Source organism: Xanthobacter flavus, assembly GCF_017875275.1.
In the GTDB taxonomy this organism is placed as follows: domain Bacteria; phylum Pseudomonadota; class Alphaproteobacteria; order Rhizobiales; family Xanthobacteraceae; genus Xanthobacter; species Xanthobacter flavus_A.
The window spans coordinates 1,952,489-1,979,296 of sequence record NZ_JAGGML010000001.1; the positions used below are offsets into that span (position 1 = coordinate 1,952,489).

General features: G+C 68.7%; 22 protein-coding genes. 7 read left to right on the forward strand and 15 right to left on the reverse strand.

What is annotated here, in order from left to right:
• Window positions 1-44: 44 nt before the first annotated feature.
• Window positions 45-1,037 carry a TerC family protein gene (locus J2126_RS09435; RefSeq protein WP_209486074.1) on the reverse strand — a complete coding sequence of 331 codons (993 nt, stop codon included), beginning with the start codon at window positions 1,035-1,037 and terminating at the stop codon, window positions 45-47.
• 253 nt (window positions 1,038-1,290) lie between these two features.
• Window positions 1,291-1,524, reverse strand: coding sequence for a YdcH family protein (locus tag J2126_RS09440; protein WP_209486077.1), 234 nt, complete (start codon window positions 1,522-1,524; stop codon window positions 1,291-1,293).
• Between the two features lie 98 nt (window positions 1,525-1,622).
• Between J2126_RS09440 and J2126_RS09445 the strand changes: the two genes are divergently transcribed.
• Window positions 1,623-2,543, forward strand: coding sequence for a hydrogen peroxide-inducible genes activator (locus tag J2126_RS09445; RefSeq protein WP_209486079.1), 921 nt, complete (start codon window positions 1,623-1,625; stop codon window positions 2,541-2,543).
• A 140-nt stretch (window positions 2,544-2,683) separates the two neighbouring features.
• On the opposite strand, the gene J2126_RS09450 is transcribed toward J2126_RS09445, so the two are convergent.
• On the reverse strand, window positions 2,684-4,201 hold the full coding sequence (locus J2126_RS09450) for a methyl-accepting chemotaxis protein (protein WP_209486081.1): 1,518 nt from the start codon (window positions 4,199-4,201) through the stop codon (window positions 2,684-2,686).
• A gap of 385 nt (window positions 4,202-4,586) precedes the next feature.
• Between J2126_RS09450 and J2126_RS09455 the strand changes: the two genes are divergently transcribed.
• Window positions 4,587-5,303: a L,D-transpeptidase gene (locus tag J2126_RS09455; RefSeq protein ID WP_348634273.1), complete on the forward strand. Its 717-nt coding sequence runs from the start codon at window positions 4,587-4,589 to the stop codon at window positions 5,301-5,303.
• 244 nt (window positions 5,304-5,547) lie between these two features.
• On the opposite strand, the gene J2126_RS09460 is transcribed toward J2126_RS09455, so the two are convergent.
• The 7 genes from J2126_RS09460 to J2126_RS09490 all read right to left on the reverse strand — a co-directional run bounded on the left by J2126_RS09460 (window position 5,548) and on the right by J2126_RS09490 (window position 15,255).
• Complete coding sequence (locus J2126_RS09460) at window positions 5,548-6,447, reverse strand: CheR family methyltransferase (protein WP_209486086.1); 900 nt, start codon at window positions 6,445-6,447, stop codon at window positions 5,548-5,550.
• Window positions 6,444-10,112, reverse strand: a complete 3,669-nt coding sequence (locus J2126_RS09465; RefSeq protein WP_209486088.1) for a response regulator — start codon at window positions 10,110-10,112, stop codon at window positions 6,444-6,446. Before J2126_RS09465 ends, J2126_RS09460 begins: the two co-directional genes overlap by 4 nt.
• Window positions 10,113-10,203: 91 nt before the next feature.
• Window positions 10,204-11,136, reverse strand: a complete 933-nt coding sequence (locus J2126_RS09470) for a DMT family transporter (protein ID WP_209486090.1) — start codon at window positions 11,134-11,136, stop codon at window positions 10,204-10,206.
• Window positions 11,137-11,344: 208 nt separating this feature from the next.
• On the reverse strand, window positions 11,345-11,938 hold the full coding sequence (locus J2126_RS09475; protein WP_209486092.1) for a disulfide bond formation protein B: 594 nt from the start codon (window positions 11,936-11,938) through the stop codon (window positions 11,345-11,347).
• Window positions 11,939-11,946: 8 nt separating this feature from the next.
• On the reverse strand, window positions 11,947-12,102 hold the full coding sequence (locus J2126_RS09480; RefSeq protein WP_029556801.1) for a DUF5993 family protein: 156 nt from the start codon (window positions 12,100-12,102) through the stop codon (window positions 11,947-11,949).
• 78 nt (window positions 12,103-12,180) lie between these two features.
• Window positions 12,181-13,086: a VOC family protein gene (locus J2126_RS09485; RefSeq protein ID WP_209486094.1), complete on the reverse strand. Its 906-nt coding sequence runs from the start codon at window positions 13,084-13,086 to the stop codon at window positions 12,181-12,183.
• Window positions 13,087-13,281: 195 nt separating this feature from the next.
• Window positions 13,282-15,255 (reverse strand): protein meaA, encoded by a 1,974-nt coding sequence (locus J2126_RS09490; protein WP_209486096.1) that lies wholly within the window; start codon window positions 15,253-15,255, stop codon window positions 13,282-13,284.
• Window positions 15,256-15,643: 388 nt separating this feature from the next.
• Here J2126_RS09490 and J2126_RS25310 point away from each other — a divergent pair, with 388 nt between their 5' ends.
• On the forward strand, window positions 15,644-15,823 hold the full coding sequence (locus J2126_RS25310; protein WP_245327260.1) for a hypothetical protein: 180 nt from the start codon (window positions 15,644-15,646) through the stop codon (window positions 15,821-15,823).
• Between the two features lie 49 nt (window positions 15,824-15,872).
• On the opposite strand, the gene J2126_RS09500 is transcribed toward J2126_RS25310, so the two are convergent.
• Window positions 15,873-16,109, reverse strand: coding sequence for a GlsB/YeaQ/YmgE family stress response membrane protein (locus J2126_RS09500; protein ID WP_169121728.1), 237 nt, complete (start codon window positions 16,107-16,109; stop codon window positions 15,873-15,875).
• Between the two features lie 269 nt (window positions 16,110-16,378).
• On the opposite strand from J2126_RS09500, the gene ccrA reads away from it, so the two are divergent.
• Window positions 16,379-17,662 carry a crotonyl-CoA carboxylase/reductase gene (gene ccrA / locus J2126_RS09505; RefSeq protein WP_209486098.1) on the forward strand — a complete coding sequence of 428 codons (1,284 nt, stop codon included), beginning with the start codon at window positions 16,379-16,381 and terminating at the stop codon, window positions 17,660-17,662.
• A gap of 77 nt (window positions 17,663-17,739) precedes the next feature.
• Here ccrA and murC read toward each other — a convergent pair whose 3' ends face one another.
• The 4 genes from murC to J2126_RS09525 all read right to left on the reverse strand — a co-directional run bounded on the left by murC (window position 17,740) and on the right by J2126_RS09525 (window position 22,186).
• Window positions 17,740-19,152, reverse strand: a complete 1,413-nt coding sequence (murC, locus tag J2126_RS09510; RefSeq protein ID WP_209486100.1) for a UDP-N-acetylmuramate--L-alanine ligase — start codon at window positions 19,150-19,152, stop codon at window positions 17,740-17,742.
• Window positions 19,149-20,318 carry an undecaprenyldiphospho-muramoylpentapeptide beta-N-acetylglucosaminyltransferase gene (gene murG / locus J2126_RS09515; RefSeq protein WP_209486102.1) on the reverse strand — a complete coding sequence of 390 codons (1,170 nt, stop codon included), beginning with the start codon at window positions 20,316-20,318 and terminating at the stop codon, window positions 19,149-19,151. The genes murC and murG overlap by 4 nt, the downstream gene beginning before the upstream one ends.
• A gap of 72 nt (window positions 20,319-20,390) precedes the next feature.
• The gene (gene ftsW / locus J2126_RS09520; RefSeq protein ID WP_209486104.1) at window positions 20,391-21,602 is read right to left on the reverse strand and encodes a putative lipid II flippase FtsW; all 1,212 of its coding nucleotides are present in this window, start codon (window positions 21,600-21,602) and stop codon (window positions 20,391-20,393) included.
• A gap of 62 nt (window positions 21,603-21,664) precedes the next feature.
• Window positions 21,665-22,186: a DUF305 domain-containing protein gene (locus J2126_RS09525; RefSeq protein ID WP_209486106.1), complete on the reverse strand. Its 522-nt coding sequence runs from the start codon at window positions 22,184-22,186 to the stop codon at window positions 21,665-21,667.
• Window positions 22,187-22,316: 130 nt separating this feature from the next.
• On the opposite strand from J2126_RS09525, the gene J2126_RS09530 reads away from it, so the two are divergent.
• The 3 genes from J2126_RS09530 to J2126_RS09540 all read left to right on the forward strand — a co-directional run bounded on the left by J2126_RS09530 (window position 22,317) and on the right by J2126_RS09540 (window position 26,639).
• Window positions 22,317-24,941 carry a ligase-associated DNA damage response DEXH box helicase gene (locus tag J2126_RS09530; RefSeq protein ID WP_209490011.1) on the forward strand — a complete coding sequence of 875 codons (2,625 nt, stop codon included), beginning with the start codon at window positions 22,317-22,319 and terminating at the stop codon, window positions 24,939-24,941.
• 633 nt (window positions 24,942-25,574) lie between these two features.
• The gene (locus tag J2126_RS09535; protein WP_209486108.1) at window positions 25,575-26,006 is read left to right on the forward strand and encodes a metallopeptidase family protein; all 432 of its coding nucleotides are present in this window, start codon (window positions 25,575-25,577) and stop codon (window positions 26,004-26,006) included.
• Between the two features lie 75 nt (window positions 26,007-26,081).
• On the forward strand, window positions 26,082-26,639 hold the full coding sequence (locus J2126_RS09540) for a cytochrome b (RefSeq protein WP_209486110.1): 558 nt from the start codon (window positions 26,082-26,084) through the stop codon (window positions 26,637-26,639).
• The last annotated feature ends 169 nt before the right edge of the window (window positions 26,640-26,808 follow it).

Below are 26,808 nucleotides of genomic sequence, written 5' to 3' on the forward strand. Positions count from 1 at the left end.
GAAGCCCCGTCCGGCCGGACGGGGCTTCTTTCGTTTCAGACGGATCAGGCCGCGTGCTTCACATCCGTCCCGCCGCCGGTGCGCCAGAGCGAGAAGAGGATGCCGGCCGCGATCATGGCCACCGTCACGCCCAGCGAGATGGCCGGGTCCACCTTGCCGAAGAAGTAGCTCCAGAAGATCTTGCCGCCGATGAAGACGAGCACGCCGGCCAGCGCATACTTCAGGTGCGAGAAGCGGTGAACCATGGCGGCCAGCGCGAAGTAGAGGGCGCGCAGGCCGAGGATGGCCATGATGTTGGCGGTGAACACGATGTAGGTGTCCGTGGTGATGGCGAAGATCGCCGGCACCGAATCCACCGCGAACACGAAGTCCGCGATATTGATCACCACCAGGGCGAGGAACAGCGGCGTCGCCCACAGCACGGCCTTGCCGGTGACCGGGTGGGGCTGGCGCACGAAGAAGCGCTCGCCGTGGAGTTCGTGCGTCACCCGCATCCGCTTGGTGAGGAAGCGCAGCGCGGCGTTCTGCGAGATGTCCGTCTCGCCTTCGCTGGCGAACAGCATCTTGATGCCGGTGACGAGCAGGAACGCGCCGAACAGCAGCAGCACCCAGTCATAGGCCTGCACCAGCGCCGCGCCGACGCCGATCATCAGCCCGCGCAGCACCAGCACGGCGATGATGCCCCACACCAGCGCCCGGTATTGATAGGCGCGCGGAATCGAGAAGTAGCTGAAGATCAGCGAGATGACGAAGACGTTGTCGATGGAGAGCGCCTTCTCGATGGCGTAGCCGGTGAAGTATTGCATGCCGGCCTGCGGCCCCATCGAGGCCCAGATCCAGCCGCCGAACACGGCCGCCACGGCGATATAGAAGACGGAGAGCCTGAGGCTTTCGGCGATGCCGATCTCCCGCGAGTCGCGATGCAGCACGCCGAGGTCGAAGGCGAGCAAAGCGAAGACGATGGCGAGGAAGCCAAGCCAGAGCCAGAGCGGCTTGCCGGCGACATCCAGAAACAGAAGCGCGATGACTTGATCCATGGGACGGTCCTTTCAGGGCCTGCGCCAGCGGCGGCCGCCGCGAAGAGCGGCGCCGGGCAGAAACGGGGCAGGAAACCGGATAGGAGGACCGACATGGCGGGCTTGCGGGCACGGATCCGGCCTGCCCCGGGGCAGCTGGGGCAGGCCGGTCCGCATCCGCGCCCGTCAGAGGGGCCCGGACCTCGCGTGTTGAGGGAAAGGGTCCGGGCGCCGGGGGGCGCGCGGGAGTTCTGCGCGCGGGCGCTGTGCCGGACTATCTCGCCGGCTTGAGGGTGACTTCCGCCCACCTCTTGCGGTGGACGACCACGACGCGGGCCATGTCGGCCCCCTCCCGGCGCAGATATTCGATCTGGTCGCGCAGGCGGAGCTTCATCTTCTTCAGTGCCAGCACGCGATTGCGGTCGGGGTTCGGCCGTGTCTGCTCGGAGGAGATCTCCTCCTCGATCAGGCTATGGCGCGTCTTCAGGGATTTCATGAACTGGTCCACGACAACCTCCTTTCGATGGGAAGAGGATGGGGCCGGGCGCTTGATAGCTCCAATCCATAGTCGCTATATTGGTAATAGCTCTGGACTATGAAATCGCCATGCCCTTCCGGCCACGCCATCGCCAGCTCGAATATGTGGTCGCCCTCGCCGAGACCGGGCATTTCGGCACGGCCGCCAAGCGCTGCCATGTCTCGCAGCCGACGCTCTCGGTGCAGGTGGCTTTGCTGGAGGAGCAGCTCGGCACGCCGCTGTTCGATCGCACGCGCGGCCGGGTCATCCCTACCGCCGTCGGCGAGCGAGTGATCGCCTCCGCCCGGGCCGTGCTGCAGGCGCTGGACGATATCGTCGCCACCGCCGCCACCGGCGCGGACAATCTCGGCGGGCTGATCCGGCTCGGCGTCGCGCCCACCTTCGGGCCCTACTTCCTGCCCCACCTCCTGCCGGTGCTGCACCGGCGCTATCCCGGCCTCCAGATCTACATCCGCGAGGAACGCCCCTCGGTGATCGAGCGGGAGGTCACCGCCGGCAATCTCGATTGCGGCCTCGGCCCGCAGCCCTTGTCCGGCTCGGTGCTCACTTTCCGCCGCCTGTGCCGGGAAGCCATCTATCTGGGCGCCGCCCGCGACCACCGCCTCGGCGAGGGCGAGAGCGTGGAGATCGGCCAGCTGAGGGGCGAGCGGCTGCTGACCCTCGGGCGCGGCCATCAGCTGTTCGAGAGCGCGCGGGCGCTGGCGGCGGCCTCCGGCGCCCAGGTGCGGGAGGATTACGAGGGCACGAGCCTCGATGCCCTGCGCCAGATGGTCATCATGGGCATGGGCCTGTCGCTCTTCCCCGAGCTTTACGCGCGCTCGGAATTCCGCGTGCAGGACCATATCGCCTTGCTCAAGGTGGAGGGCTGGCCGGCGACGCGGGACATGGGATTCTTCTGGCGCGCGGGCAACAACCGCGCCGCCCATTTCGACCAATTGGCGCGCGAGAGCGAGGGCACCTGCCGGGAGCTGGGTCTCGAGCCCGGCTGACCTGAACGACACCGCAAACGGCGTGCGGCCCGCCCGGGGGAAGCGGGCGGGCCGTCACCCCTCGCCCGGGCGGGGGGCGGGGCGAGGCGGCGCACGGCTGGCGAAGGGCCGTGCATCCGTTTGCGAGAAACCGTGCGGGATCAGCGGCGCAGCAGGGCCGAAACCTCGCGCCGCAGGCGATCGGCATAGCCCGCCACCTGATCGGCGATGGCGCGCACGCCCACCGCCGCGCGGCGGATGTCGGAGGCGGCATGGGACACGCCGTCGATGCTGTCGGAGACGGAGCGCGAGGTGGACGATTGCTGCGCCATGGCCGCCGACAGCTCCACGAACAGGTCGCCGAGGTTGGCGATGCTCTGGGTGATGTCGGACACCGCCTCGGTGGCGACGCTGCCGTCCTGCTGCACCTGCTCCACCTGGTGGCGGATGTCCTGCGTCGCCTTGGCGGTCTGGAGCGCCAGCGCCTTCACCTCCTGCGCCACCACCGCGAAGCCCTTGCCGGCCTCGCCCACGCGCGCCGCCTCGATGGTGGCGTTGAGGGCGAGTAGGTTGGTCTGCGCCGCGATCTTCTCGATCAGGGTAGTGACGTTGCCGATACGGCCGACGCTGGTGGCGAGGCTTTCCACCAGCTCGTTGGTGCGGGCGGCGCGCTGGGTCGCCTCCTGCGACATGGTGCTAGCCCGCTCGATCTGGTGCGAGATGCCGTTGAACGAGGCGGACATTTCCTGCGCGGCCGACGAGACCGCGGTGGCCATCTCCTCGGTGCGCTCGGTGAGCTGGAGCAGCTCGGCGGAGGCCGACTGGCTGGCCTCGGAGGTGCGGGACATGTCTTCCCCAACCTCGGTCACGCCCTCGGCAGTGGCAACGGCGGTCGTGATCACGTCCCAGGTGAGCATGGGGCCGTCATAGCTGCCGTCCGCCTTGAAGATGGCCGAGACGCGCAGGTCCAAAGTCTCCGGCCCGACGCGGATGCGGGCATTGTGCGGCAGGTTCGCGGGATCGGCGAGAAGGCGACGCTGGTGCTCGGGGTGCTTGTGGAACACGTCGATGGACGTGCCCAGCATCTGGTCCGCCTTTACGCGGAGATGGGATTCGATGCGCCGCAGGGTCTCGATGCTGGTGCGGTTCACATAATCGACGACCAGCGTCTCGCGATCGCAGGTCATGATGTTCACCGGCATGTTCTCCATCATCTGCTGGAGCCGCTGGGCGCGGGCTTCGATGCCGGCGCGCGCCGTGTCGGAGCGCAGCGTGACCATGACATGGGCAAGGACGCCGTGCCGGTCGCGCAAGGCGGTGAGCGTCAGCGCCAGCGTCTCGCCGGACACCGCAAGGTGCGTCTCATGGGGCAGGAAGCCGGGCTCGGCGAGGCGCCGGCCGAGATCCGCCAGCGCCGGATGAAGCGCGCCGAGCGACATCCCCTGAAGCCCCGCCGGGGACGCAGCGAGGCCGGCGGCGACGGCATTGAGAATCTCGGTGGCGGCCGCATTGGCCTGAACCACGGCAAGGCCGCGCCCCTCGCACAGCAGCACGCCATATGGCAGAGCCGCGATAATCTGCGCCGCCATGCCGGTGGCGAGGGTGCCGAATTCCTTCGCGACCGTGCCGCGTCCGGAGGGCGTGGGCTCGGGCCTCGCCCGCAGCGCGCTTGCCGTCATGCTGTCCGTCCTGTTCTCCACGGCGAGAGGCCGCCGCCTGCCGCAGCGCTGCCCGAAGCGGCGCGTCACGCCCCAAAGGGCTAGGCGCCGAGGCTTGCCCCAGGCTGGAGTCGGGAAGGAAAATCGAAACGCGCTGCCGGCCGTTCACGATTGTGCGATGCACATGGCGGGGCGGGTGTGGCCCCGGCGCAACCCCGCGACGCAGCGAAGATGCTAGATCAGCAAAGGCTGGGTCGTCCCGCCCGGGTTGGGCTCCAACTTCCGGGCGTTAACCTTAACGCCACCTTATCCGGCTTCAATGCATCCGTGCGCCGACAGGAAACTGAAGCGCGGCGTCGTGCGTTGTGTGCGGCGTAGGGTCTCGCATCGTCTGAGTGGTCCAAGCATGCCTTCGTTTCTGCCCCGGTTGTTCCCGAAGGTCCTGGTCAAGGCTTCCCGCGCCGCGGCCGAAATGGTGAAGGGGGAGGACGCACCCGTCCTCGGCCGCCGCCTGTTCGTGCTTGGCGCGCCGCTGGCGCTCGCCGCGTGCGTCACCAACGCGCCGCCGGCCCCGCTCAGCCGCGCCAGCATGATGTATGGCCCGGTGGACGGCGAGCCCTTCCCCGTGGATGCCGTGGACCTTTCCGAGGTGGACCCGCGGTTCCTGCGGCAGGAGGTTCCCGCCCCCGCCGGCTATGGACCCGGTACCATCGTGGTGGATATCAGCGAGCGCTATCTCTACCTCATCGGCCGCAACGGCACGGCGATCCGCTACGGCGTGGGCGTGGGCAAGCAGGGCTATTCGTTCAAGGGCTGGGCCACCATCAAGCGCAAGGAAAAGTGGCCCCACTGGACGCCCACCGCGAACATGGTCCGCCTCCAGCCCGCGCGCTATGGGCCCTACCAGGCCGGCCTGCCCGGCGGCGAGACCAACCCCCTCGGCCCGCGCGCGCTCTATCTCTATGACGGCGACCGCGACACCCTGTTCCGCATCCACGGCACCATCGAGCCGTGGAGCATCGGCCAGCAGGTGTCCTCTGGCTGCATCCGCCTGCTCAACCAGGACATCATCGACCTGTACGAGCGCGTCCCGCTCGGCACGCGGGTCTATGTGAAGGGCTGAAGGCCTCGTGAACGTGAGGGGCCGTGGCCTGCGCGGCCCTGAGCACGTCCCGAACGCCGACAGCTACATGCATGCCCCACCGCCCGTCATCGCCCGCCTCGTGCGGGCGATCCACTCATGGGCCAGAGGGGCGTCGGGTAAAGGGTGACAACCGCCAGAAAGCCCGACGAGCGTAACCGTGGATCCCCCGGACGGGCCGGGGGATGACGGTGGTATAGGCGGGCACTCTCCTCGCTCCGCAGACCTACCCAGCCGCCGTTCCCGGCAGCAACCGGTAGAGCTGGGCGGCGCCGTCGATCAGCTGGAAGCGGTTGCGGGCCTGCGAGAATTCCAGATTCTCGCGGGTGCCGATGCACAGGAAGCCGCCGCGCACGAGGCTTTCGGCGAAGCGGCCCAGCACCTTGTCCTGCAGCGGCGTGGTGAAATAGATCAGCACGTTCCGGCACAGGATGAGATGGGCCTCGCAGAACACCCCGTCGGTGACGAGGTTGTGCTCGGCGAAGGTGACGTTGGCCGTCAGCTTCTGGTCCAGCTTCATCAGCTCGTAGCGGGCGTGGAAATAGTCCGAGAAGCTTGCCGCCCCGCCGGCCGCGCGATAGCGGCGCGCCGCCTCGCCCGCCTCCTGCAGCGGGAAGATGCCCTCGGCGGCGCGGGTAAGCGCCGCTTTCGAGATGTCGGTGGCGAAGATGCGCGTGCGCTCGTAGAGCCCGGCCTCGGTGAGCAGGATGGCGAGGGAATAGACCTCCTCGCCATGGGCGCAGCCCGCCTGCCAGATGTTGATCTCCGGATAGGATGCGAGCAGCGGAAACACCCGCTCCTTCAGCGTCAGGAACACGTGCGGGTCGCGGAAGAATTCAGACACCGGCACCGAGAGGCCGGCGATGATGTCGGGCAGTCGCTCCGGCGCGTGCAGCATCCCGGCGGTGAGATCGGAGATGGTGGCGGCGCCGAAGGCGGTGGCGAGGTTGCGCACCCGCCGCGTGAGCGAAGCCCGGCCATAGTCCCGGAAGTCGTAGCCGTAGCGGCGGAACAGGCCCTCGACGAAGAGATCCACCTCGATGGTCTCCAGCGCCAGCGCATCCCGCGCCGCCGCTGTGGAGGCCGGCGGCGGCGAATCGTCCTGCGCGTCGGTGTCCGCGGTCATCGGGCGGCGAGCCAGGTGCGGATCATGGACAGCAGCTTCGGCACGTCCACCGGCTTCGCCAGATAATCGCTGGCGCCGGCGGCGAGGCACTTCTCCCGGTCGTCCTTCATGGCCTTGGCGGTGAGGGCGATGACCGGCAGCTTGGCGAACCGCGGCTGGGCGCGGATCTGCGTCATCGCCTCGTAGCCGTCCATCACCGGCATCATCACGTCCATGAGCACGATCTCGATATCCGGCTGCTCGTCGAGCTGCCCCAGCGCCTTGGCGCCATCCTGCGCCAGCACCACGTTGACGCCGCGCGCGCGCAGCACCTTGGCGAGAGCGTAGATGTTGCGCATGTCATCGTCGACCAGCAGCAGCTTGCGCCCTTCGAGATCGCCGTCCGGATTGGCCGCGAGCTGCTCCGGCTCGCGCTGCACCGAGTGGAGGAACAGCGAGACCTCGTCGAGCAGACGCTCGGGCGAGAGCGCGCCCTTCACCACGATGGCATCGGTGAAGGCGCGCAGCTTCATGCGCTCCTCGGTGGTGAGGTCGCGGCCCGAATAGACCACCACCGGCACATGCCTGTCCCCCTCGGCGAGGCGCTCGATCAGCTCGAAGCCGGACATGCCGGGCAGGCCGAGGTCGAGCACGATGCAGTCGAGATCGCCGGCAGCCACCACCTCCAGCGCCGCCTCGGCGCTCGCCGCCTCCACGATCTGCGCCTTCTCGCGGGCGAGCAGGGTGCGCACCGCGTGGCGGGCGGCGGCGTCGTCGTCCACCACCAGCACGCGGCGGGGACGGTCGGCCGAATAATGGGTGAGGAGGCCGAGCGCCTCGGAGAGCTGCTCCGCGCTCACCGGCTTGGTGAGGAAGCCCACGGCGCCGAGGTCGCGGCCGCGCCGGCTCTCGTCCAGCGCCGAGACGAAATGCACCGGGATGTGGCGCGTGGCGGCGTCGGCCTTCAGCCGCTCGATCACTGTCCAGCCGTCGAGGCCGGGCAGCATCACGTCCAAAAGGATGCCGGTGGGCCTGTAGGTGCGGGCGAGGGCGAGGCCGCTCTCGCCGTCGCCGGCGGCGAGCGCCAGATAGCCCTTGCGCCGCACCAGCCCCACCAGGGTGCGGGCGAACACCGGATCGTCCTCCACCACGAGGATCACGGTGGAACCGGGCGTGAGCCGGTCGCGGTCGTCCTCCACGCTCACGGCGGGCACCGGCGGCAGGCCGGAGAGGCCGGCGGCCTCGCGCTCCTGCCGGGTGGTGTCGAACGTGACCTGCGCCGGCGAGAGGCCTGCGGACGGGGCGAGGGAGGGGGCAAGTGAAGGGGGGAGTGAAGGGGCGAGTGAAGGGGCGGTCCCGCTTTCCCCGTCGGCCTCATCCGGCAAAGGCTCGCCGACCGGGATTTCCAGCGTGAAGGTGGAGCCCTGGCCGAGGGAGCTCTCCACGCTCACGCTGCCGCCGAGCAGGCCGGCGAGGCGCTGGGTGATGGCGAGGCCGAGGCCGGTGCCGCCGAACTGGCGGCGGGTAGACGCATCCACCTGCTCGAACGCCTCGAAGATGGTGCCGAGCTTTTCCTCCGGAATGCCGATGCCGCTGTCGGCCACCGCCACCCTCAGCCGCTTGCCCGCCTCGTCCTGCGAGAAGGTGACGGAGACCCGGCCCTGCATGGTGAATTTCAGTGCATTGCCGACGAGGTTGGTGAGGATCTGGTCGAGCTTGCCGGGGTCGGTGAACACGAGGTCCGGCGCCTCGGTGACGCTGACCGAAAGGCGCAGCTTGCGCTCCTGGGCGAGGCGCCGGAAGTTGCGTTCGAGGCGCTGGGCGACGCTCGCCACCTTCACCGGCTCGCGCACCACTTCCATCTTGCCGGCCTCGACCTTCGAGAGATCGAGGATGTCGTTGATGAGGCGCAGGAGGTTCGAGCCGGAGGAATGGATGATGCTCGCCGCCTCCACCTGGTCGGCGTCGAGATTGCCGGTGCGGTTCTCGGCGAGGTCCTGGGAGAGGATCAGCAGGCTGTTGAGCGGCGTGCGCAGCTCGTGGGACATGTTGGCGAGGAATTGCGACTTGTACTCGTTGGCCCGCAGCAGTTCCTCGGCCCGCGCCTCCATCTGCTGGTTCAGCGCCTCGAGCAGTTCCTTCTGCTCCGTCATCTCCTGCGAGGAGCGGCGCAGCACATCGTTGGAGGCCTGCAGCTCTTCCGCCTGCACCCGCAGTTCCTCCTCCGAGGCGGCGAGGCGCAGGGTGCGCTCGTGCAGCTGCTCGTTGGTGGCGCGCAATTCCTCCTGCTGGGTGCGCAGTTCCTCCTCGGCGACGCGCAGTTCCTGCGCCTGCTTCTGGCTCTGCTCCAGCAGCTCGCGGGTGCGGGCGGCGCGGGCCAGATTGTCCAGCGACAGGGCCGCGAGGGGCATCACCTCGTGGAGCAGGCGGCGGGCCCGCTCGTCCATGGGGGCGAGGAGCGCCAGCTCGACGACGCCGAGCAGGCGTTTCTTCAGCACCAGCGGCACGGCGACGACCGTATGGGCCGCCGCCTCTCCGGTGCCGGTGCGGATGCGCATGTGGTCGGCCGGCACGGGCGAGAGGACGATGGTCTGCCGCTCCAGCGCGCACTGGCCGACGAGCCCCTCCCCGAGGCGCACGCGGGTGGCGAGATGGCGCCGCTCGCTGAAGGCGTAGCTGCCGACCAGCTCCAGCGCCTCCCCTTCCGGCCCCGCTGTCTCATCGTGGGCGTAGAACACGCCCACCCCGGCGCCCAGCAGCGGCGCCAGCTCGGTGAGCAGCGCATCGGCAAAGGCGCGGGTGTCCTCCTGCGCCTGCAGGCGGGTGCCGATGGCGTTGAGGCTGGTCTTCACCCAATCGGTGTCATAGGCGGCGATGGAGGTGGCCTTGAACACCCTGAGGGCGCGGGCCAGCGTGCCCACCTCGTCCTTGCGCTCGGCGTAGGGCACCTCGATGGTGTGGTCCTGCTCGGCGAGGCGCGTCATCAGCTCGGCGAGGCGCCGCAGCGGGATGGCCATGAAGACGGCACCGAGGAACACGCCCGCCACCGCCACGAAAAGGGTCGCCACCAGCGCGATGACATCGATGGCGCTGACGATGGCGTCCGCGCGGTCGAGGTCCACCTGGGCGCTGACGACCTCGGCGGAGGCGGCGGCGCTCAATTCGTCGATGGCGCCGACGATGCCGCGATAGCCCTCCTCGCTCGCTTCGGCGGCGAGGAAGACGCGCAGCGCCGCCTCGATGGTATCGAGATCCGCGCTCTCGGCCGCCGTCAGAAGGGGCGCCGCCACCGCGTCGCTCCAGCGCCCGGAGATGCGCGAGGCCCGCTCGGCGAACGGCAGCAGCGTGGGCTCGCCCGACACCGCCGCGCGCAGGGCCGCGAGCATTTCGGTGGTGAGCGCGGTCGATGCCGCAAGTCGGGCCTTGAGGTTGCGAGGCTCGGCGAGCGCGGTGCGCGTCGTCTCGAGCTGCCGGCGATTGAAGGCGCGGATCGCGTCGGCGGCCAGCACGCTGACCTGGCGGACCTGCTCCACCCGGCGCTCCTGCGCCTTCACCATCTGCCCCATCACCCAGTTGGCGCCGAGCAGCAGCAGGAACATGGAGATGAGGAGGCCGACGATCAGCCCAGCCTTGGCCTGCATCCCGAGATTGGCGAACCACGACCGTTCGGTCAGCTTTTCCAGCATCCCCTAAACCCCTTCCGCGCCCGGCGCAGCATGCATAGGCGGGGGTGAAGAAGGATTGAAGAAGAAAGTGGCGGGCCGCCGCCCGCGCCGGTCAGCGCACGGTTTGCCGCCGCCGCGCGGAAAGCGTCGCCAGCGCGATACCGGCGATGACCAGCGCATAGCCCGCCAGATGATACCAGGCCATGGTTTCGCCGAGGACGACGATGGCGATCGCCGTTCCGAACACCGGCATCAGGTGCAGGAAGGGCGCGGCCGCGTTGGCGCCCACCAGCTCGATTCCCCGGTTGAAGAACAGATAGGCGATCAGCGACGGCCCGGTCATCACATAGGCGAGGGTGGTGAAGGTGATGTGGTCGAGCGGCAGCACCTGCCCGTTCAGATATTCCCAGAGCGCGAAGGGCGAGAGCAGCAACGAGCCCAGCGCCATGATGGACGCGAGGAAGGAGAGCGGTCCGAGCGGCGGACGCTTGCGCAGGATGGCGGCATAAAAAGCATAGATCACCAGCGCCACGATGATGACCACGTCGCCGATGTTGGGTTTGAGGTGGAGGAAGGTGTCGAGGTCGCCGTGGCTGATGATGACCATCACGCCGAGAAGGGAGGTGATGACCCCCGCCGCCTGGCCGAGGCTGAGCTTTTCCCGGAACAGCACAAAGGTCCACACGGCCACCAGAAGCGGCGCCGTGGACTGCACCAGAAGGCCGTTCACCGCCTGCGTGTATTGCAGGCCGTAATAGCTCATGGCGTTGTAGCAGGCGATGCCGGTGGCCGAGAGCAGCACGAGGAACGGCAGATTGCGCCGGATGATCGGCGCGTCGCGCACGATCTGCTTCCAGGCGAACGGCAGGAGGATGAGCGTCGCGCCCATCCAGCGCACCATGGCCAGCGTGATGGGCGGGATGTGGCCGGCGATGTAGCGCCCCACCACGAGGTTGATGGCCCACAGGAGGGCCACCAGGGTCAGCAGCACATAAGGGGCGTCATAGAGGGCGAAACGGCTGGGGCGGACCGGGGTGGCGGACATGTCTTCTCCCGAGGCGCGCCGTGACGGCGCGCCATCTGATGACCTGTTGGCCGGGAGTGCCGTCCGTCCCCTCTTATTGCGACGGCCCACGGGCCCCCTCCTCTAACCCGAGGAGAGCCATGAGGGAAATCGAATTTCACGGCGCAAAGCATCACAATAAGTGATGACCCAGGCAAAGCCGTGAGATGTTTCCGGCGCCGCTGAAGCTTCAGCGCCCGAGCAGGCGGTTGATGGTGCCGTCCTGGATCAGCTGGTAGCCGGTGGGGTTGTCGGCGCACAGGCCCCCGCCGCATTCGAGCACGGTGGAGACGCCGTTCGCCAGCGCCAGCAGCAGCACCAGCACGATCGCCGCCGTGCCGAGCAGCGGGCGATGGGGCGGTGCGTCCGCCGACTGCCGCTCGAACTGGCCGTCGAACAGCAGCAGCACGGCCGAGCCGAGGATACACACGCCGAACAGCACCAGCGCCCAGGCGTAGAAGTGCAGGCCGAAGAAGGCGTCGCCATAGGCGCCCTCGCCGGGAATGATGTGCAGCAGGGTCTGGCGGGTGGAGACCGCCCCGCCGGCCAGCGCGGAGAGGATCATGATGGCGTAATGCGAGGGGCGCGGGCCGAACTTCACGTTCAGCGCGAGCCCGGCGGCGACGCAGACGAAGCCGGCGCGTTGCAGCAGACAGAGCGGGCACGGCAGGTCGTTGAACACCAATTGGTCGAAGAAGGCGGCGATGAGCACCGCCGAGACGGCGAGGAGGCCAAGCGCGTTCAGCACCCGGAAGCGGTCCGCGAGGGTGAAGCCGGTGTCCATGACGCCCCTCACAGCGCGATGTTGAGCGGATCGGTGACGTGCAGGCGGAACAGCACCAGCATGGTCGCCACCGACAGCACCCAGAGCGCAAGCGCGGCCATGCGCTGGCCCATGAGCGTCGCCGCGAGGGCGAGGAACACGCCGAAGAACGGCAGCGACATCATGGCTTCGGCCCCCCGGCCCGCACCGTCGCGGATGTGCGATTCGGTGCCTGCCGAGGGTAAAGGAGGCCGACGCGGGCGTCACGCTGCGGCGCGGAACTCGACCGTGTTGCCGGAGGGATCGGCCACACGCAGGGCACCGTCCCGTCCCGGCTGCGTTTCCACACCCGCCGCGACGAGGCGGACGGCGAGGGCGGCGAAGGCGTCCGCCGCCAGCGTGACGGTGAAATGGTCGAGCCCCGCCGTGCCCGCCGCCGGCACCGGGGCGCCGCCGGACTGCCAGACGTTCAGCCCCACATGGTGGTGATAGCCGTCGGCGCTCACGAACAGCGCGCCGGGATAGCGGGCCATGATGGCGAGGCCCACCGTATCCACCCAGAAGCGCTTGGCCGCGTCGAGGTCGTTCACCTTGAGGTGGACGTGGCCCATGTCGGTGCCGGCCGGAGCCGGCCCGCCCGCCACCTTCGCCTCGCGGGCGAGGGACTGGAGGTCGAGCGGCAGCGTCTGCATGGCGATGGAGCCGTCCGGCTCGACGGGCCATTCCGCGCGCGGCAGGTCGCGATAGATTTCGACGCCGTTGCCGTCCGGATCGTCCACATAGAGCGCCTCGCTCACCAGATGGTTCGAGGCTCCGAGGCGCAGGCCCGCACCGTGTAGCGCGAGCAGCCGCGCGGCGAGGCTGGCGCGGTCCGGCACGCGGATGGCCATGTGGAACAGGCCGGGCGCCCGGCGCGGCGCCGGCGGGGCTTTGGGCCGGGAGAGGATTTCCACCAGCGGCCGGACGCCGGCCCCGAGCATGGTCGCCTCACCCTCGGCGAGAACATCGAGGCCGAGGAGGTCGCGGTAGAAGGCGACGAGGCGGCGCGGGTCGGGGCTGGCGAGGCTGACGGCACCGAGCACAAGATCGTGCGGGGCGATGCGGGCAGACGGCTCGATCCCAATGGCAGGATGTGCGCCGGGCGAGCCGGCGGGGGCGGCGAGGGTCATGATGAGGCTCCTTGGCGCCGGGCGGTGTCGTCCGCCCGGCTGGGCGTTGAGCCAAATATGGACACGCCCCGCGCAAGACGCCATTGCACCATTGCAAGCAAAAGCTGGCGTCTCAGGCCTCGAATACAGCCGCCATCGGAGATCCCGGGCGCCGGGCGCAGCGGGATGAGCTGCGCCCGATACGTCCCGCAGCGGTCACGCCGCCTTCTGGGCCTCGCGGTCCACGATGGTCACGATGTCCGCCATGATGCGGTTCAGCTCGAAATTCTTCGGCGTGTAGACGGCGGCGACGCCGAAGCCCTTGAGCTGGGCTTCGTCCTCCGGCGGGATGATGCCGCCGACCACCACCGGCACGTCGGAGAGACCTTCCGCCCGCATCCGCTCCATCACGTCGCGCACCAGCGGCACGTGGGAGCCGGAGAGGATGGAGAGACCCACCACGTGGACGCTCTCCTCCAGCGCCGCGTTGACGATCTCCGCCGGGGTGAGGCGGATGCCCTCGTAGACCACTTCCATGCCGCAATCGCGGGCGCGCACCGCGATCTGCTCGGCGCCGTTGGAATGGCCGTCGAGGCCAGGCTTGCCCACGAGGAACTTGATGCGGCGGCCGAGCTTCTCGGAGACCGCATCCACGTTCTTGCGCACCTCTTCGAGGCCCTGCGTATCCACGCGGGCGGCGCGGCCGACGCCGGTGGGGGCGCGATATTCGCCGAACACCTCGCGCAGGCAGGTGCCCCATTCGCCCGTCGTCACGCCCGCCTTGGCACAGACGATGGAGGGCTCCATGATGTTGCGGCCTTCCTGCGCCGCGCTCTTCAGGTCCGCCAGCGCCGCGTCCACCGCCTTGGCGTCTCGCGCCTCGCGCCACGCCTGAAGGCGCGCAATCTGTTCCGCCTCGACGCCCTCCGGCACGGTGAGGATGGCGCCTTCGCCGGTGGTGAGCGGCGAGGGCTCGCTCTCGGTCCAGCGGTTGACGCCCACCACCACCTGGTCGCCGCGCTCGATGGCCTCCAGCCGGCGGGTGTTGCTCTCCACCAGCTGCTGCTTCATGTAGCTGTTCTCGATGGCCGCGACGGCGCCGCCCATGGCCTCGATCTGCGCCAGCTCGGCGCGGGCCTCGGCCTTCAGCTCCTCCACCTTCTTGGCGATCTCGGTGGAGCCGTCGAAGATGTCGCCGTATTCGAGGAGGTCGGTCTCATAGGCCACCACCTGCTGCATGCGCAGCGACCATTGCTGGTCGAAGGAGCGCGGCAGGCCCAGCGCCTCGTTCCAGGCCGGCAGCTGCACGGCGCGGGCGCGGGCCTTCTTGGAGAGGGTAACGGCCAGCATCTCCAGCAGGATGCGGTAGACGTTGTTCTCCGGCTGCTGCTCGGTGAGGCCCAGCGAGTTCACCTGCACGCCATAGCGGAACAGCTTCTGCTTGGCGTCGGTGATGCCGTACCGGTTGACGCAGATCTCGTCCCAGAGGTCCACGAACGCGCGCATCTTGCACATCTCGGTGATGAACCGCATGCCCGCATTCACGAAGAAGGAGATGCGCCCCACCACCTCGCCGAACACCGCGCCTTCCGCCTCGCCGGACTTCTTCACCGTGTCGAGGATGGCGATGGCGTTGGCGAGCGCGAAGGCCAGCTCCTGCACCGGCGTCGCCCCGGCTTCCTGCAGGTGGTAGGAGCACACGTTCATCGGGTTCCACCGGGGCAGATGCTCGGTGGTGAAGATGATGGTGTCCTTGGTGAGCCGCATGGAGGGCGCGGGCGGGAACACATAGGTGCCGCGCGAGAGATATTCCTTGATGATGTCGTTCTGCGTCGTGCCCTGGAGCTTGGCGCGGTCGGCCCCCTGCTCGTCGGCGGTGGCGATGTAGAGCGAGAGCAGCCACGCCGCGCAGGCGTTGATGGTCATCGAGGTGTTCATCTCGGCGAGCGGGATGCCCTGGAACAGGGTGCGCATGTCCCCGAGGTGGGAGATGGGGACGCCCACCTTGCCCACTTCGCCACGGGCGAGGGCGTGGTCGCTGTCGTAGCCGGTCTGGGTCGGCAGGTCGAAGGCGACGGAGAGGCCGGTCTGGCCCTTGGCGAGGTTGGAGCGATAGAGCTTGTTGGATTCCGCGGCGGTGGAGTGCCCCGCATAGGTGCGGAAGAGCCAGGGTTTGTCGCGGAGCACCATTCCTAATCCCCATCCATCGCTTTTGGATATTTGCCGGGATTGTGCGTCGCAATGGCAGCGCCGTCGATGGGAAAATTATCCAATGGACGGGACGCCGGGAGCCGTGCGCAGCGGCGCGGCGGAGAATACTTAAAATTGCATCAATAAATAAATTCTCATTCTGATTGCATTGATGCTAGCGTTCCCCCGCTGGACATCCGGGGGGCGAGGGTGCGGACGGTGGTGGTTCTCATGGCGGCGCTTGCGACCGCCGCATGCGCGAAATCGGCCGACAAGGTCTCGGCCGCCTATGTCTCACCCATGCAGTTCCAGAGCTACAGCTGCCAGCAGCTCGGCCCGCGCCATTGCCCTCACCGGCGCCCAGAACAACCGCGCGACGAGCGACGCGGTGGCGACCACCGTCGCCGTGGTGGTCTTCTGGCCCGCCGCCTTCCTGGTGGGCGGCGACGATGCGCAGACCGCCGAGCTGGCGCGGCTGAAAGGCGAGATGGACGCCATCGAGCAGGTGTCCATCCAGAAGAAATGCGGCATCGCCTTCCAGCGCGAGGAGGGCCAGAAGGCCTCCTGACCCGCCCGCGAAATGGCGCGCCCGCGACATGGCGCGCCGGGCCGGCGCGCTAGCGCTTCACCAGCGAGATGACAAACAGGAGAATCACCGCGCCCAGCGTCGCGGAGATGATCTGGCCGATCACGCCGCCCACCACGAAGACGCCGCCGAACAGGAAGCCGCCGATGATGGCGCCGACGATGCCGACGGCGATGTTCCCCAACAGGCCGAAGCCGTAGCCCTGGAACAGCTGGCCCGCCAGGAAGCCGGCGACCGCCCCGACGATGATCATCCAGATGATGCCCATGAAATTCTCCCATCCCCTTGCGGCGACGCCGGCCGTCCGGCGCGCAACAGTCCCACTCTAGCGGGGCACGCCGCCGCCGGAAACGCCAGCGCGGCCGGAAACGCCGGCGGGGCCTTGGGCGTTCCTGTTCCGCGCCGCAGCGTCCACATGGCCCAATGTCGGGGTTGAGAATGGCTCTCGCCTTGGATTTTTTCTCTGCTACGCTGCATTGCGAGATAGGGACTGCAACGACGCGACCGAACGGTCCAATCCAGGAGAGGATGACAGCCATGGCCCAGACGGCAGCCGCCAATACGAACGAGGGACCGGTGAAGGACCTTTATGAGCTCGGCGAGATCCCGCCGCTCGGCCACGTGCCTGCCAACATGTATGCCTGGACCATCCGCCGCGACCGCCACGGGCCGCCGGAGCAATCGTTCCAGCTGGAGGTGGTGCCGACCTGGGAGCTGGGTGAGCAGGACGTGCTCGTGCTCGTGATGGCGGCCGGCGTGAACTACAACGGCATCTGGGCGGGTCTCGGCCAGCCGATCTCCCCGTTCGATGTCCACAAGGCGCCGTTCCACGTTGCCGGCTCCGATGCCTCGGGCATCGTCTGGGCGGTGGGCCCGAAGGTGAAGCGCTGGAAGGTGGGCGACGAGGTGGTCGTCCACTGCAACCAGGACGACGGGGACGACGAGGAGTGCAACGGCGGCGACCCGATGTTCTCCCCCTCCCAGCGCATCTGGGGCTATGAGACGCCGGACGGCTCCTTCGGCCAGTTCTGCCGGGTGCAGGCCCGCCAGCTGATGCCGCGCCCCCAGCACCTCACCTGGGAAGAGAGCGCCTGCTACACGCTGACCATGGCCACCGCCTATCGCATGCTGTTCGGCCACCCGCCGCACACGGTGAAGCCGGGTGACTACGTGCTGGTGTGGGGCGCCTCGGGCGGCCTCGGCGTGTTCGGCGTGCAGCTCGCCGCCGCCTCCGGCGCGCACGTCATCGGCGTCATCTCGGACGAGACCAAGCGCGACTACGTGCTCGGCCTCGGCGCCAAGGGCGTCATCAACCGCAAGGACTTCAAGTGCTGGGGCCAGCTGCCCACGGTGAACTCGCCGGAATATGCGGAGTGGCTCAAGGAAGCCCGCAAGTTCGGCAAGGCCATCTGGGACATCACCGGCAAGCGCGACGTGGACATCGTGTTCGAGCATCCCGGCGAGAGCACCTTCCCGGTGTCCACGCTGGTGGGCAAGCGCGGCGGCATGATCGTGTTCTGCGCCGGCACCACCGGCTTCAACATCACCTTCGACGCCCGCTATGTGTGGATGCGCCAGAAGCGCATCCAGGGCTCGCACTTCGCCCACCTCAAGCAGGCCTCCGCCGCCAACCAGTTCATCATCGACCGGCGCGTGGACCCCTGCATGTCGGAAGTGTTCCCGTGGGACCGCATCCCCGAGGCGCACACCAAGATGTGGAAGAACCAGCACGCCCCCGGCAACATGGCGGTGCTGGTGAATTCCCCCCGCACCGGCCTGCGCACGTTCGACGACGTGCTCGAGGCCCTGCCGAAGAAGTGAGGCGTCCCTGAAAGCGAAAGCCCCCGGCGCGTCCGGGGGCTTTTTTGTTTCTGGAGGTGCGCGCGGGTCTGCGCCGACTAAGCCGCCGGCTTGAGCGCCTGCAACTCCCCCGGCAGCGCATAGGCCCAGCCCGAGATGGAGCCGGCACCGAGGCAGATCACGTAATCGCCGGGCTTGGCGAGGCCAGCGACGATGCCGGCCAGTTGCTCCGGTCCGTCGAGCGCCGTCACCGAGCGGTGGCCGTGGGCGATGAGGCCCTGCACCAGATGGTCGCGGTCCGCGCCGGGAATGGGCGCCTCGCCGGCGGTGTAGACCGGCGCCACCACCACATGGTCGGCATCGTTGAAGCAGGTGCAGAATTCGTCGAACAGCGAGGCGAGGCGGGTGTAGCGATGCGGCTGCACCACAGCGATCACCTGCCCGTCGCTCGCCGCGCGGGCGGCCTTGAGCACGGCGGCGATCTCCACCGGGTGGTGGCCGTAATCGTCGAACACCGTCACGCCGTTCCATTCCCCGGTGCGGGTGAAGCGCCGCTTCACGCCGCCGAACTGGCTCAGCGCCTCGATGATCTTCTCATCCGGCACCTTCAGCTCGTGCGCGACGGCGATGGCGGCGGTGGCGTTCAGCGCATTGTGCTTGCCGGGCATGGGCAGGCGCAGGCCGCGGATCTCGTGCACGGTCTCGCCCGCGCGGTTGCGGAACACCACGCCGAACTTGGTGACGCCGCCCTTGAGGTCCACGTCCACGAGGCGCACGTCGGCCTGCGGATTCTCGCCATAGGTGATGACGCGCCGGTCCTCGATGCGGCCCACCAGCGCCTGCACCACCGGATGGTCGATGCACATCACCGCGAAGCCGTAGAAGGGCACGTTCTCCACGAACGCCTTGAACGCCTCCTGTACCCTGTCGAAGGTCTTGAAGTGGTCGAGGTGCTCAGGGTCCACGTTGGTAACGATGGCCACCTCGGTGGGCAGCTTCAGGAAGGTGCCGTCGCTCTCGTCCGCCTCCACCACCATCCAGTTGCCGTCGCCGAGGCGGGCATTGGTGCCGTAGGCGTTGATGATGCCGCCGTTGATGACGGTGGGGTCGAAATTGCCGGCGTCGAGCAGCGTCGCCACCAGCGAGGTGGTGGTGGTCTTGCCGTGGGTGCCGGCAATGGAGACGCAGCTCTTCAGCCGCATCAGCTCGGCCAGCATCTCGGCGCGGCGCACCACGGGCAGGCGCTTGGCGCGGGCGGCCATCAATTCTGGATTGTCGCGCTTGATGGCGGAGGAGACCACCACCACGTCAGCATCGTCCACATTGGCGGCGGCGTGGCCGATCATCACCGTGATGCCGTGTTCGCGCAGGCGCTTCACATTGGCGCTGTCGGCCACGTCCGAGCCCTGCACCGCGTAGCCGAGATTGTGCAGCACCTCGGCGATGCCGCTCATGCCGATGCCGCCGATGCCGACGAAGTGGATGGAGCCGAGGCCGGACGGCAGCTTCATGCGCTGTTTCCCCTGAAGGTTGCGACCGCGCCGCCGCCCGCCAGATGCCGGACGAGACCGCCCAGCCGCTCGGCGGCGTCAAGCACGCTCTGGCTTCTGGCCCGATCGGCCATGCGCGTCAATGATCCGGGTTCGCCGGCAAAGGTATTGAGTTCCAGCGCCAGCCGGTCCGGCTCGAATTCCACCTGTCGCAGCACCAGCGCCGCGCCCACGTCCGCGAGGGTGCGGGCATTGGCGGCCTGATCCTGGTCCAGCGCGTGGGGCAGCGGCACGAGGATGGAGGGCCGGCCCAGCGCGGCGAGTTCCGCCACCGTGCCGGCGCCGGAGCGGGAGATGACGAGGTGGGCGCGCGCCATGCGGGCCGGCAGATCGTCGAAGAAGGTCTGCACCTCGGCCCGAACGCCGAGCCGGGCATAGGTGGCGGTCACCCGCTCCAGATCCTCCTCCCGCGCCTGCTGGACGAGGACGAGGCGGGCGCGCAGATCGGCGCCGAGCCGCGTGATGGCCTCGGGCACCACATCGGACATCACCCGTGCGCCCTGGCTGCCGCCGAAGACCAGCACGTGGAGGTCGCCGCCGGGCAGCGGCGGATCATAGGGTGCGGCGGCGGCGGCAATGGCGGCGGGGCGCAGGGGATTGCCCGTCCACACCGCCTTGGCCTTCAGCGCGGGATCGGCATCGACCACGCCGGGAAAGCCGGTGGCGATGGCGGTAACGCGGCGCGCCAGCATCCGGTTGGCCCGGCCCATCACGCCGTTCGCCTCGTGCACGATGCTCGGCACGCCGGAAAAGCTCGCCGCCAGCAGCGGCGGCACGGTGGGATAGCCGCCGAAGCCCACCACCGCCACGGGCTTCACCCGCCGCAGCAGAGAGAGGCTGGAGACAAAGCCCGAGGCGAGCGCGAGCCCGGTGCGGGCGAGCGAGATGGGCGAGCGCCCACGCACCGTATCCGCCGGCAGCACGTGCAGCTCCCGCGCCGGGAAATGCCCGGCATAGCGGGCAGCGCGGGCGTCGGTGGCGAGGTCCACGGTGAAGCCCTGCCGGGTCAAAACGGCGGCCAGCGCCTCGGCCGGGAACAGGTGGCCGCCGGTGCCGCCGGCGGCGAGAAGGACGAGATCGGTCACATTATCCCCTCGGGCTGCCGGGCAGCGGTGCGGCCGGATCATCCGGCGCACGCGCCGCAGTGCCCCGGCAATGCGGCGGTTCCGCGTCCGCGCGACCTTCGATCAGGCCCGCGATCAGGCCGGTTCCGCCACCGCTGCGGGCGGCGGCGACACCGGGCGGGCGAGGCTTTCACCCCTGCGCGCATCGCCATGCCCCTCGCTGAGCCGCGCCAGCGCCGCGGCGCCGGGCCGCTTGCGCGAGAGGGCCAGCAGCATTCCCATGCCGAAGGCGATGGAGATGAGCGAGGAGCCGCCATAGGAGATGAACGGCAGCGTCATGCCCTTGGCCGGCGCGATGTGGACGTTCACCGCCATGTTGATGGAGGCCTGCAGGCTGAACAGCAGCGCAAGGCCGGTGATGGCGAAGCGGGTGAAGGGATCGCTCTCCTTGGAGGCGCGCGAGAGCGAGCGCAGGAGGATGAAGGCGAACAGGGCGAGGATGATCATGCACAGGATGATGCCGAACTCTTCGCCCGCCACCGCGAACACGAAGTCGGTGTGGCCGTCGGGGAGCATCCGCTTCATGGTGCCCTCGCCCGGCCCGGTGCCGAACCAGCCGCCGCTGCGGAACGAGTTCAGCGCCGCATCGATCTGGTAGGTGTCGCCGGAATCCGGATTGATGAAGCGGTTGATGCGCTTCTGGACGTGGGACACGGTCATGTAGGCGATGAAGCCGCCGCCCGCGCCGATGCCCGCGAGCCCCACCATCCAGATCCAGCGCAGGCCGGCGAGGAAGAACAGCGACGCCCAGACGAGGCAGATGAGCAGGCTCTGGCCGAAGTCCGGCTGCTTCACCAGCGGGCCGAGCACGCTGCCGAGCAGCAGGAAGGCGAACAGGGTCGCCGGCATCTCCGGCCGCTTGGTGCTCTCGGCGAACAGCCACGCGGCGAGGATGACGAAGGCCGGCTTGATGAATTCCGACGGCTGCACGGTGATGCCGGCGATGGTGAGCCAGCGCCGCGCGCCCTTCACCTCCGGCCCGAACACCAGCGTCGCCAGCAGCAGCACGAAGAACAGGCCGAACACCACCACGCAGGTGCGCCTTATGGTGCGGGGCGAGAGGAAGGAGGTGGCGATCATCACCACCGCGGCGGGGATGAGGAACAGCACCTGCCGGTTCACGAAATGGAACGGATCGGGGATGTTCAGGCGGGCCGCCACGGCCGGGCTCGCGGCGAGGCACAGGATGATGCCGATCACCATCAGCCCGACGAGGCTCGCGAGCAGGGCGCGGTCCACCGTCCACCACCATTCGCTCAAGACGGTGCGGTCGGCGCGCGACATCATGGGACGCATACTCCGGGACGGGACATTTCCCGCACCATGCCCCCGCGTTGGTTGACGGCGGATTAAGGACGTTCGGGCGCGGGCGGGCTCGCGCCCCGTGCCCGGTAGGACGGAAGGTCCGGCGCGTCCGCAGGGGGTGGGTTGCGCGAGAGATCGGCGACCAGCGCCCTCATCTCGCCGATCTCGCGCACCTGCGCGTCGATGATCCGGTCCGCCAGCAGCCGCACGCGCGGATCGCGGATGTGCGCGCGCTCGCTGGTGAGGACGGCGATCGAATGGTGCGGGATCATCGCCCGCATATACGCCACATCGCCGACCGTCGCCTGGGTGCGCACCAGAGCGAGCGCTCCGGCGAAGACGGCGGTGCTGGCCAGGAGGATGGCGAGGTTGATGCGGCGGTTCGGATACATGCCCCACATGAAGCCGAGCATGATCCCCGCCATCACGGCCCCCATGACGAGCGCCATGAAGGCGCGGGTTTCGCTGAAGGCCACATGATCGAGGGCGTAGGTGTTCAGGTACATCAGACCGAACATCACCACGGTCGAAGTGGCGATCATGGCGGCAAAGCGCGCGTAGCTCATGGGCGACTCCTCCGGGCCAGGACACCGAAGGAACCGCGCGCGGACGGAATCGTTCGCTTGAGCGGCGCGGAGGCTCGCGCCCACGCCGTGGTGTGCCTATCTTCCGCAGGTGGCCAAAGCGACCAGATCCATCGGCAAAACCCGTCCCGAGACCGGCGAACCACGGCGTGGGGCGTCCCCCGCCCTTCCCGAGCCGTTCGCCGGCTGGTTCCGCGCGCGGGGCTGGACGCCGCGCGCGCACCAGCTCGACCTCATCGCCGCCGCCGAGAGCGGGCACTCGGTGCTGCTCATCGCCCCCACGGGCGCCGGCAAGACGCTGGCCGGATTTTTGCCGAGCCTCATCGAGCTGAGCCGGCCGAAGACGAAGGCGCGCAAGGCCTCGCCGCCGCCGGACGAACCCGGCGCCGCTGAAGCCCCCGTCCCCTTCGCCCGCTGGCAGGCGGAGCGGCCGGCATCGCCCCTGCACACGCTCTATATCTCGCCGCTGAAGGCGCTGGCGGTGGACATCGCCCGCAATCTGGAGGCGCCCGTCGCGGAGATGGGGCTCGATATCCGCGTCGAGACCCGCACCGGCGACACGCCCGCCTCGCGCCGCCAGCGCCAGCGGCGCGACCCGCCGCACATTCTCCTCACCACGCCGGAGCAGATTTCCCTGCTGCTCGCCTCGAAGGATGCGGAGCACCTCTTCTCCGGCCTGAAGCGCGTGGTGCTGGACGAGTTGCACGCCCTCGTCACCTCCAAGCGCGGCGATCTGCTGTCCCTCGCCCTCGCGCGGCTGCGCGCCATCGCGCCGGGCCTGCAATGCGTTGGCCTCTCCGCCACCGTGGCGGAGCCGGACGACCTCAGGCGCTATCTGGTGCCGCAGGATGAGGAAAAGGTCGAACCCGCCCTCGCCGATCTCGTGATCGCGGCCGGCGGCGCGGCGCCCGACATCTCCATGCTGGAGAGCCGCGCGCGGATGCCGTGGGCGAGCCACACGGCGCAGCACGCCTTCGCCGAGATCTACGAGCTGATCGGCGCCAACAAGCTGTCCCTCGTCTTCGTCAATACCCGCTGGCAGGCCGAATTCCTGTTTCAGGAACTCTGGCGCATCAACGACCTCGATTTCCCCATCGCGCTCCATCACGGCTCCCTCGCGGTGGAGCAGCGGCGCCGGGTGGAGGCGGCCATGGCGGCGGGGAAACTGAAGGCCGTCGTGGCCACGTCCTCCCTCGACCTCGGCATCGACTGGGGCGATGTGGATCTCGTCATCAATGTGGGCGCGCCCAAGGGCGCCTCCCGCCTCATGCAGCGCATCGGCCGCGCCAACCACCGGCTGGATGAGCCCTCGCGTGCCGTGCTGATCCCGGCCAACCGGTTCGAGGTGCTGGAATGCCGTGCCGCGCTGGAGGCGGTGAAGGCGGGCGCGCAGGACACGCCGCCCGAGCGGCAGGGGGCGTTCGACGTGCTGGCCCAGCACATCCTCGGCATGGCCTGCGCCGCGCCCTTCTCTGCCGATGCCCTTTATGCGGAGGTGCGCTCGGCCGCGCCCTATCGGGCCCTGTCGCGCGAAGACTTTGACGCGGCGCTCGATTTCGTCGCCACCGGCGGCTATGCGCTGCGCGCCTATGAGCGCTACGCCAAGATCCGCCGCACCAAGGACGGGCTGTGGCGCGTCGCCAATCCCATGATCGCGCAGGCCTACCGGCTGAACGTGGGCACCATTGTGGAAGCCTCCATGCTCAAGGTACGCCTCGTCTCGGCGCGCGGGGCGGCCAAAACAGGGGTGGCGGGCCGGGTGCGCTTCGGCGGGCGGCTGCTGGGCGAGGTGGAGGAATATTTCGTCGAGACTCTGGTGCCCGGCGACACCTTCGTCTTCGCCGGGGAAATCCTGCGCTACGAGGTGCTGGTAGAGGACGAAGTCTATGTCTCCCGCACCACCGCCACCGAGCCCAAAGTGCCGGCCTATGCGGGCGGCAAGTTCCCGCTCTCCACCTTCCTCGCCGCCGGCGTGCGCGCCCTGCTCTCCGCGCCGGAGCGCTGGGCCGCGCTGCCGCCGCAGGTGCGCGACTGGCTGGAATTGCAGAAGGCCAAGTCCCGCCTGCCCGGCCGGGACGATCTTCTGGTGGAAACCTTCGAGCGGTCGGGGCGCTACTATCTCGTCACCTACCCGTTCGAGGGCCGGCTCGCCCACCAGACGCTGGGCATGCTGCTGACCCGCCGGCTGGAGCGCGCCCGGCTGAAGCCGCTGGGCTTCGTCGCCAACGACTACGCCCTCGCCGTCTATGCGGCCGGCGACATGGGGGCGGCCATCAGCCAGGGGCGGCTCTCGCTGGACGAGTTGTTCGATCAGGACATGCTGGGCGACGATCTGGAGGCGTGGCTCGCCGAAAGCGCGCTGATGAAGCGGACCTTCCGCTATTGCGCCGTCATCGCCGGCCTCATCGAACGGCGGTTTCCGGGCAAGGAGAAGACCTCGCGGCAGGTCACCGTCTCCACCGACCTTATCTATGACGTGCTGCGCCGGCACGAGCCGGACCATCTGCTGTTGCGCGCGGCGCGGGCGGACGCGGCGACGGGCCTTCTGGACGTGAAGCGGCTCGGGGAGATGCTGGCGCGCATCCGGGGGCACGTGGTGCACCAGCCGCTGCCGCGCGTGTCGCCGCTGGCGGTGCCAGTCCTGCTGGAAATCGGGCGGGAGAGCGTCGGCGGGGATGCCAATGAGGCACTGCTTGCGGAGGCGGAGGAGGAACTGGTGCGGGCGGCCACGGAATGAGCCTCTCGACCAGAACAGACCGGTCAGGCCGCGTCGGCGCGAATCAGTTCACGGCGCCGGCAGCCCTTTCGGCCGCCACGCGAAGGCGCACAGCATTCTGGCGCGGCAAGCCTTTGCGGCTCACCACGGCCCGCCTCGCGGCGCATTTCGCACCTGCGAAGACGATTCGGAGCTGTTGCATCGAAGAAACGAGCAATCCTGAACCCGCTCCAATAACATCACAATCACGTGATCGACCGGGGCACAAAAGGCCCGCGCAATCTTCCGCTGACTCAGAAGACCGCGCCCACCACGGTGGCGACCGATGCCGCGCTCGCCTCGTGCGGAGCGAAAAACGCAGCGATACCAAGGATGGACACCAGAGCACCGGTGACAGCAAGCTTGCGAAGCATGGCTTAACTCCCAGATCCCATACGAACCCGTTCTGCACCCTCAACGATGCAGGTGGGTTAAGAGTTCCTTAACCAAGTCACCCTGAACCCGGATTGATGCTTGCGTTAACGAAGTGTTCAGGAAAGTCACGGGTCCGTGACGCCAGAGCCGGCCAAGTCAGCGGCCGCGAGGACTTCAGCGGTTCGTGATGTTGCGACGCAATACCGATGTAACGCGGATGTAACCGCCAGGAGGGGAAGCATGTCGTTCACCGGCGTACCGTCGAAGAGCCGATGGCGTGATCTGGAGGCCCCGGGACAGGACGAGCTGGAGCAGCTTGCGCGGGAAGCCTTCGCCGCTTTGCCCGACACCTTCCGCGCCCTGTGCGCCGGCCTCGTCATCAAGGTGGAGGACTTCCCCACCGACGAAGTGCTGGACGAGCTCGGCGCCGAGACGCCGTTCGATCTGCTCGGCCTGTTCCACGGCATCGGCCGCGCGCAGGGCGGCGCGGTGGCCCAGACCGGGCAGATGCCGAACATGGTGTTCCTCTATCGGCGCCCCATCCTCGATTACTGGGCGGAGAACGAGGAAACCCTCGGCGACGTGGTCACCCATGTGCTGGTGCATGAGATCGGCCATCATTTCGGCCTCAGCGACGACGACATGGAGGCCATCGAGGACCGGGCCAATTGACCGCAGGCAAAACGTGACCCTGGCACTGGACGCAGGGGCAGCGCTTTCTAGAATGACTCCAAAAAGGAGACCCCCATGCCTGTCGATTCCAGCATGACCCGTTACGGGCCGGCCCTGCGCGCGCTGCACTGGCTGACCGCCATCGCCGTGTTCACGGCGTTCGGCGTCACCTATCTGGAGCAGTTCTACGCCCGCGGCACGCCGGCGCGGGGCATGGTGTGGTGGGTCCACATCTCGGTCGGCCTCCTGATCATCGCGCTTCTGGCGGTGCGCATCCCCGTGCGCATCTTCGGGCGCAATCCGCCCGCCTCCACGCAGATCAGCCGGCCGGTGGCGATCGCCTCGCACATCGTGCACGGGCTGCTCTATCTTGCGCTCATCGCCACGCTCGCGCTCGGCGTCTATCTCGCCTTCCTGCGCGGTGCCCCGGTGTCCTTCTTCTCGCTCTTCACCATCCCCTCGCCCATCGCGGTCAATCGCGATCTGGGCAAGCAGGTGCAGGAGATCCACGAGCTGATGGCCAACGCCGTCATCGTCCTCGCCCTCCTCCACGCGGCGGCGGCCGTGCTCCACCACGTGGTGCTCAAGGACGATGTGCTGAAGCGCATGCTGCCGGAGCGCCTCGCGCCCTGAGACGCGCCTGGGAGAGGCTCGCGCTCGGGGCTGGCCAAGGTGCTGTGCAAGGCCCGGTCCGCCTGTTATGGATGAACGCTACGGAGGCACCCTGCGGGGCGCCTCCGGCGCGCCCTTTGAGCGGGCCGCGCCGCCGCGGGTCCGGCCACCGGCCCCCGGCAGACGAGAT

Excerpts from the sequence above, each read along its gene's own strand:
- J2126_RS09435 (WP_209486074.1), bottom strand. The coding sequence starts at position 1,037 with ATGGATCAAGTCATCGCGCTTCTGTTTCTGGATGTCGCCGGCAAGCCG.
- J2126_RS09445 (WP_209486079.1), top strand. The coding sequence starts at position 1,623 with ATGCCCTTCCGGCCACGCCATCGCCAGCTCGAATATGTGGTCGCCCTC.
- J2126_RS09450 (WP_209486081.1), bottom strand. The coding sequence starts at position 4,201 with ATGACGGCAAGCGCGCTGCGGGCGAGGCCCGAGCCCACGCCCTCCGGA.
- J2126_RS09455 (WP_348634273.1), top strand. The coding sequence starts at position 4,587 with ATGCCTTCGTTTCTGCCCCGGTTGTTCCCGAAGGTCCTGGTCAAGGCT.
- J2126_RS09460 (WP_209486086.1), bottom strand. The coding sequence starts at position 6,447 with ATGACCGCGGACACCGACGCGCAGGACGATTCGCCGCCGCCGGCCTCC.
- J2126_RS09465 (WP_209486088.1), bottom strand. The coding sequence starts at position 10,112 with ATGCTGGAAAAGCTGACCGAACGGTCGTGGTTCGCCAATCTCGGGATG.
- J2126_RS09470 (WP_209486090.1), bottom strand. The coding sequence starts at position 11,136 with ATGTCCGCCACCCCGGTCCGCCCCAGCCGTTTCGCCCTCTATGACGCC.
- J2126_RS09475 (WP_209486092.1), bottom strand. The coding sequence starts at position 11,938 with ATGGACACCGGCTTCACCCTCGCGGACCGCTTCCGGGTGCTGAACGCG.
- J2126_RS09480 (WP_029556801.1), bottom strand. The coding sequence starts at position 12,102 with ATGATGTCGCTGCCGTTCTTCGGCGTGTTCCTCGCCCTCGCGGCGACG.
- J2126_RS09485 (WP_209486094.1), bottom strand. The coding sequence starts at position 13,086 with ATGACCCTCGCCGCCCCCGCCGGCTCGCCCGGCGCACATCCTGCCATT.
- J2126_RS09490 (WP_209486096.1), bottom strand. The coding sequence starts at position 15,255 with ATGGTGCTCCGCGACAAACCCTGGCTCTTCCGCACCTATGCGGGGCAC.
- J2126_RS09500 (WP_169121728.1), bottom strand. The coding sequence starts at position 16,109 with ATGGGCATCATCTGGATGATCATCGTCGGGGCGGTCGCCGGCTTCCTG.
- ccrA (WP_209486098.1), top strand. The coding sequence starts at position 16,379 with ATGGCCCAGACGGCAGCCGCCAATACGAACGAGGGACCGGTGAAGGAC.
- murC (WP_209486100.1), bottom strand. The coding sequence starts at position 19,152 with ATGAAGCTGCCGTCCGGCCTCGGCTCCATCCACTTCGTCGGCATCGGC.
- murG (WP_209486102.1), bottom strand. The coding sequence starts at position 20,318 with ATGATCCGGCCGCACCGCTGCCCGGCAGCCCGAGGGGATAATGTGACC.
- ftsW (WP_209486104.1), bottom strand. The coding sequence starts at position 21,602 with ATGATGTCGCGCGCCGACCGCACCGTCTTGAGCGAATGGTGGTGGACG.
- J2126_RS09525 (WP_209486106.1), bottom strand. The coding sequence starts at position 22,186 with ATGAGCTACGCGCGCTTTGCCGCCATGATCGCCACTTCGACCGTGGTG.
- J2126_RS09535 (WP_209486108.1), top strand. The coding sequence starts at position 25,575 with ATGTCGTTCACCGGCGTACCGTCGAAGAGCCGATGGCGTGATCTGGAG.
- J2126_RS09540 (WP_209486110.1), top strand. The coding sequence starts at position 26,082 with ATGCCTGTCGATTCCAGCATGACCCGTTACGGGCCGGCCCTGCGCGCG.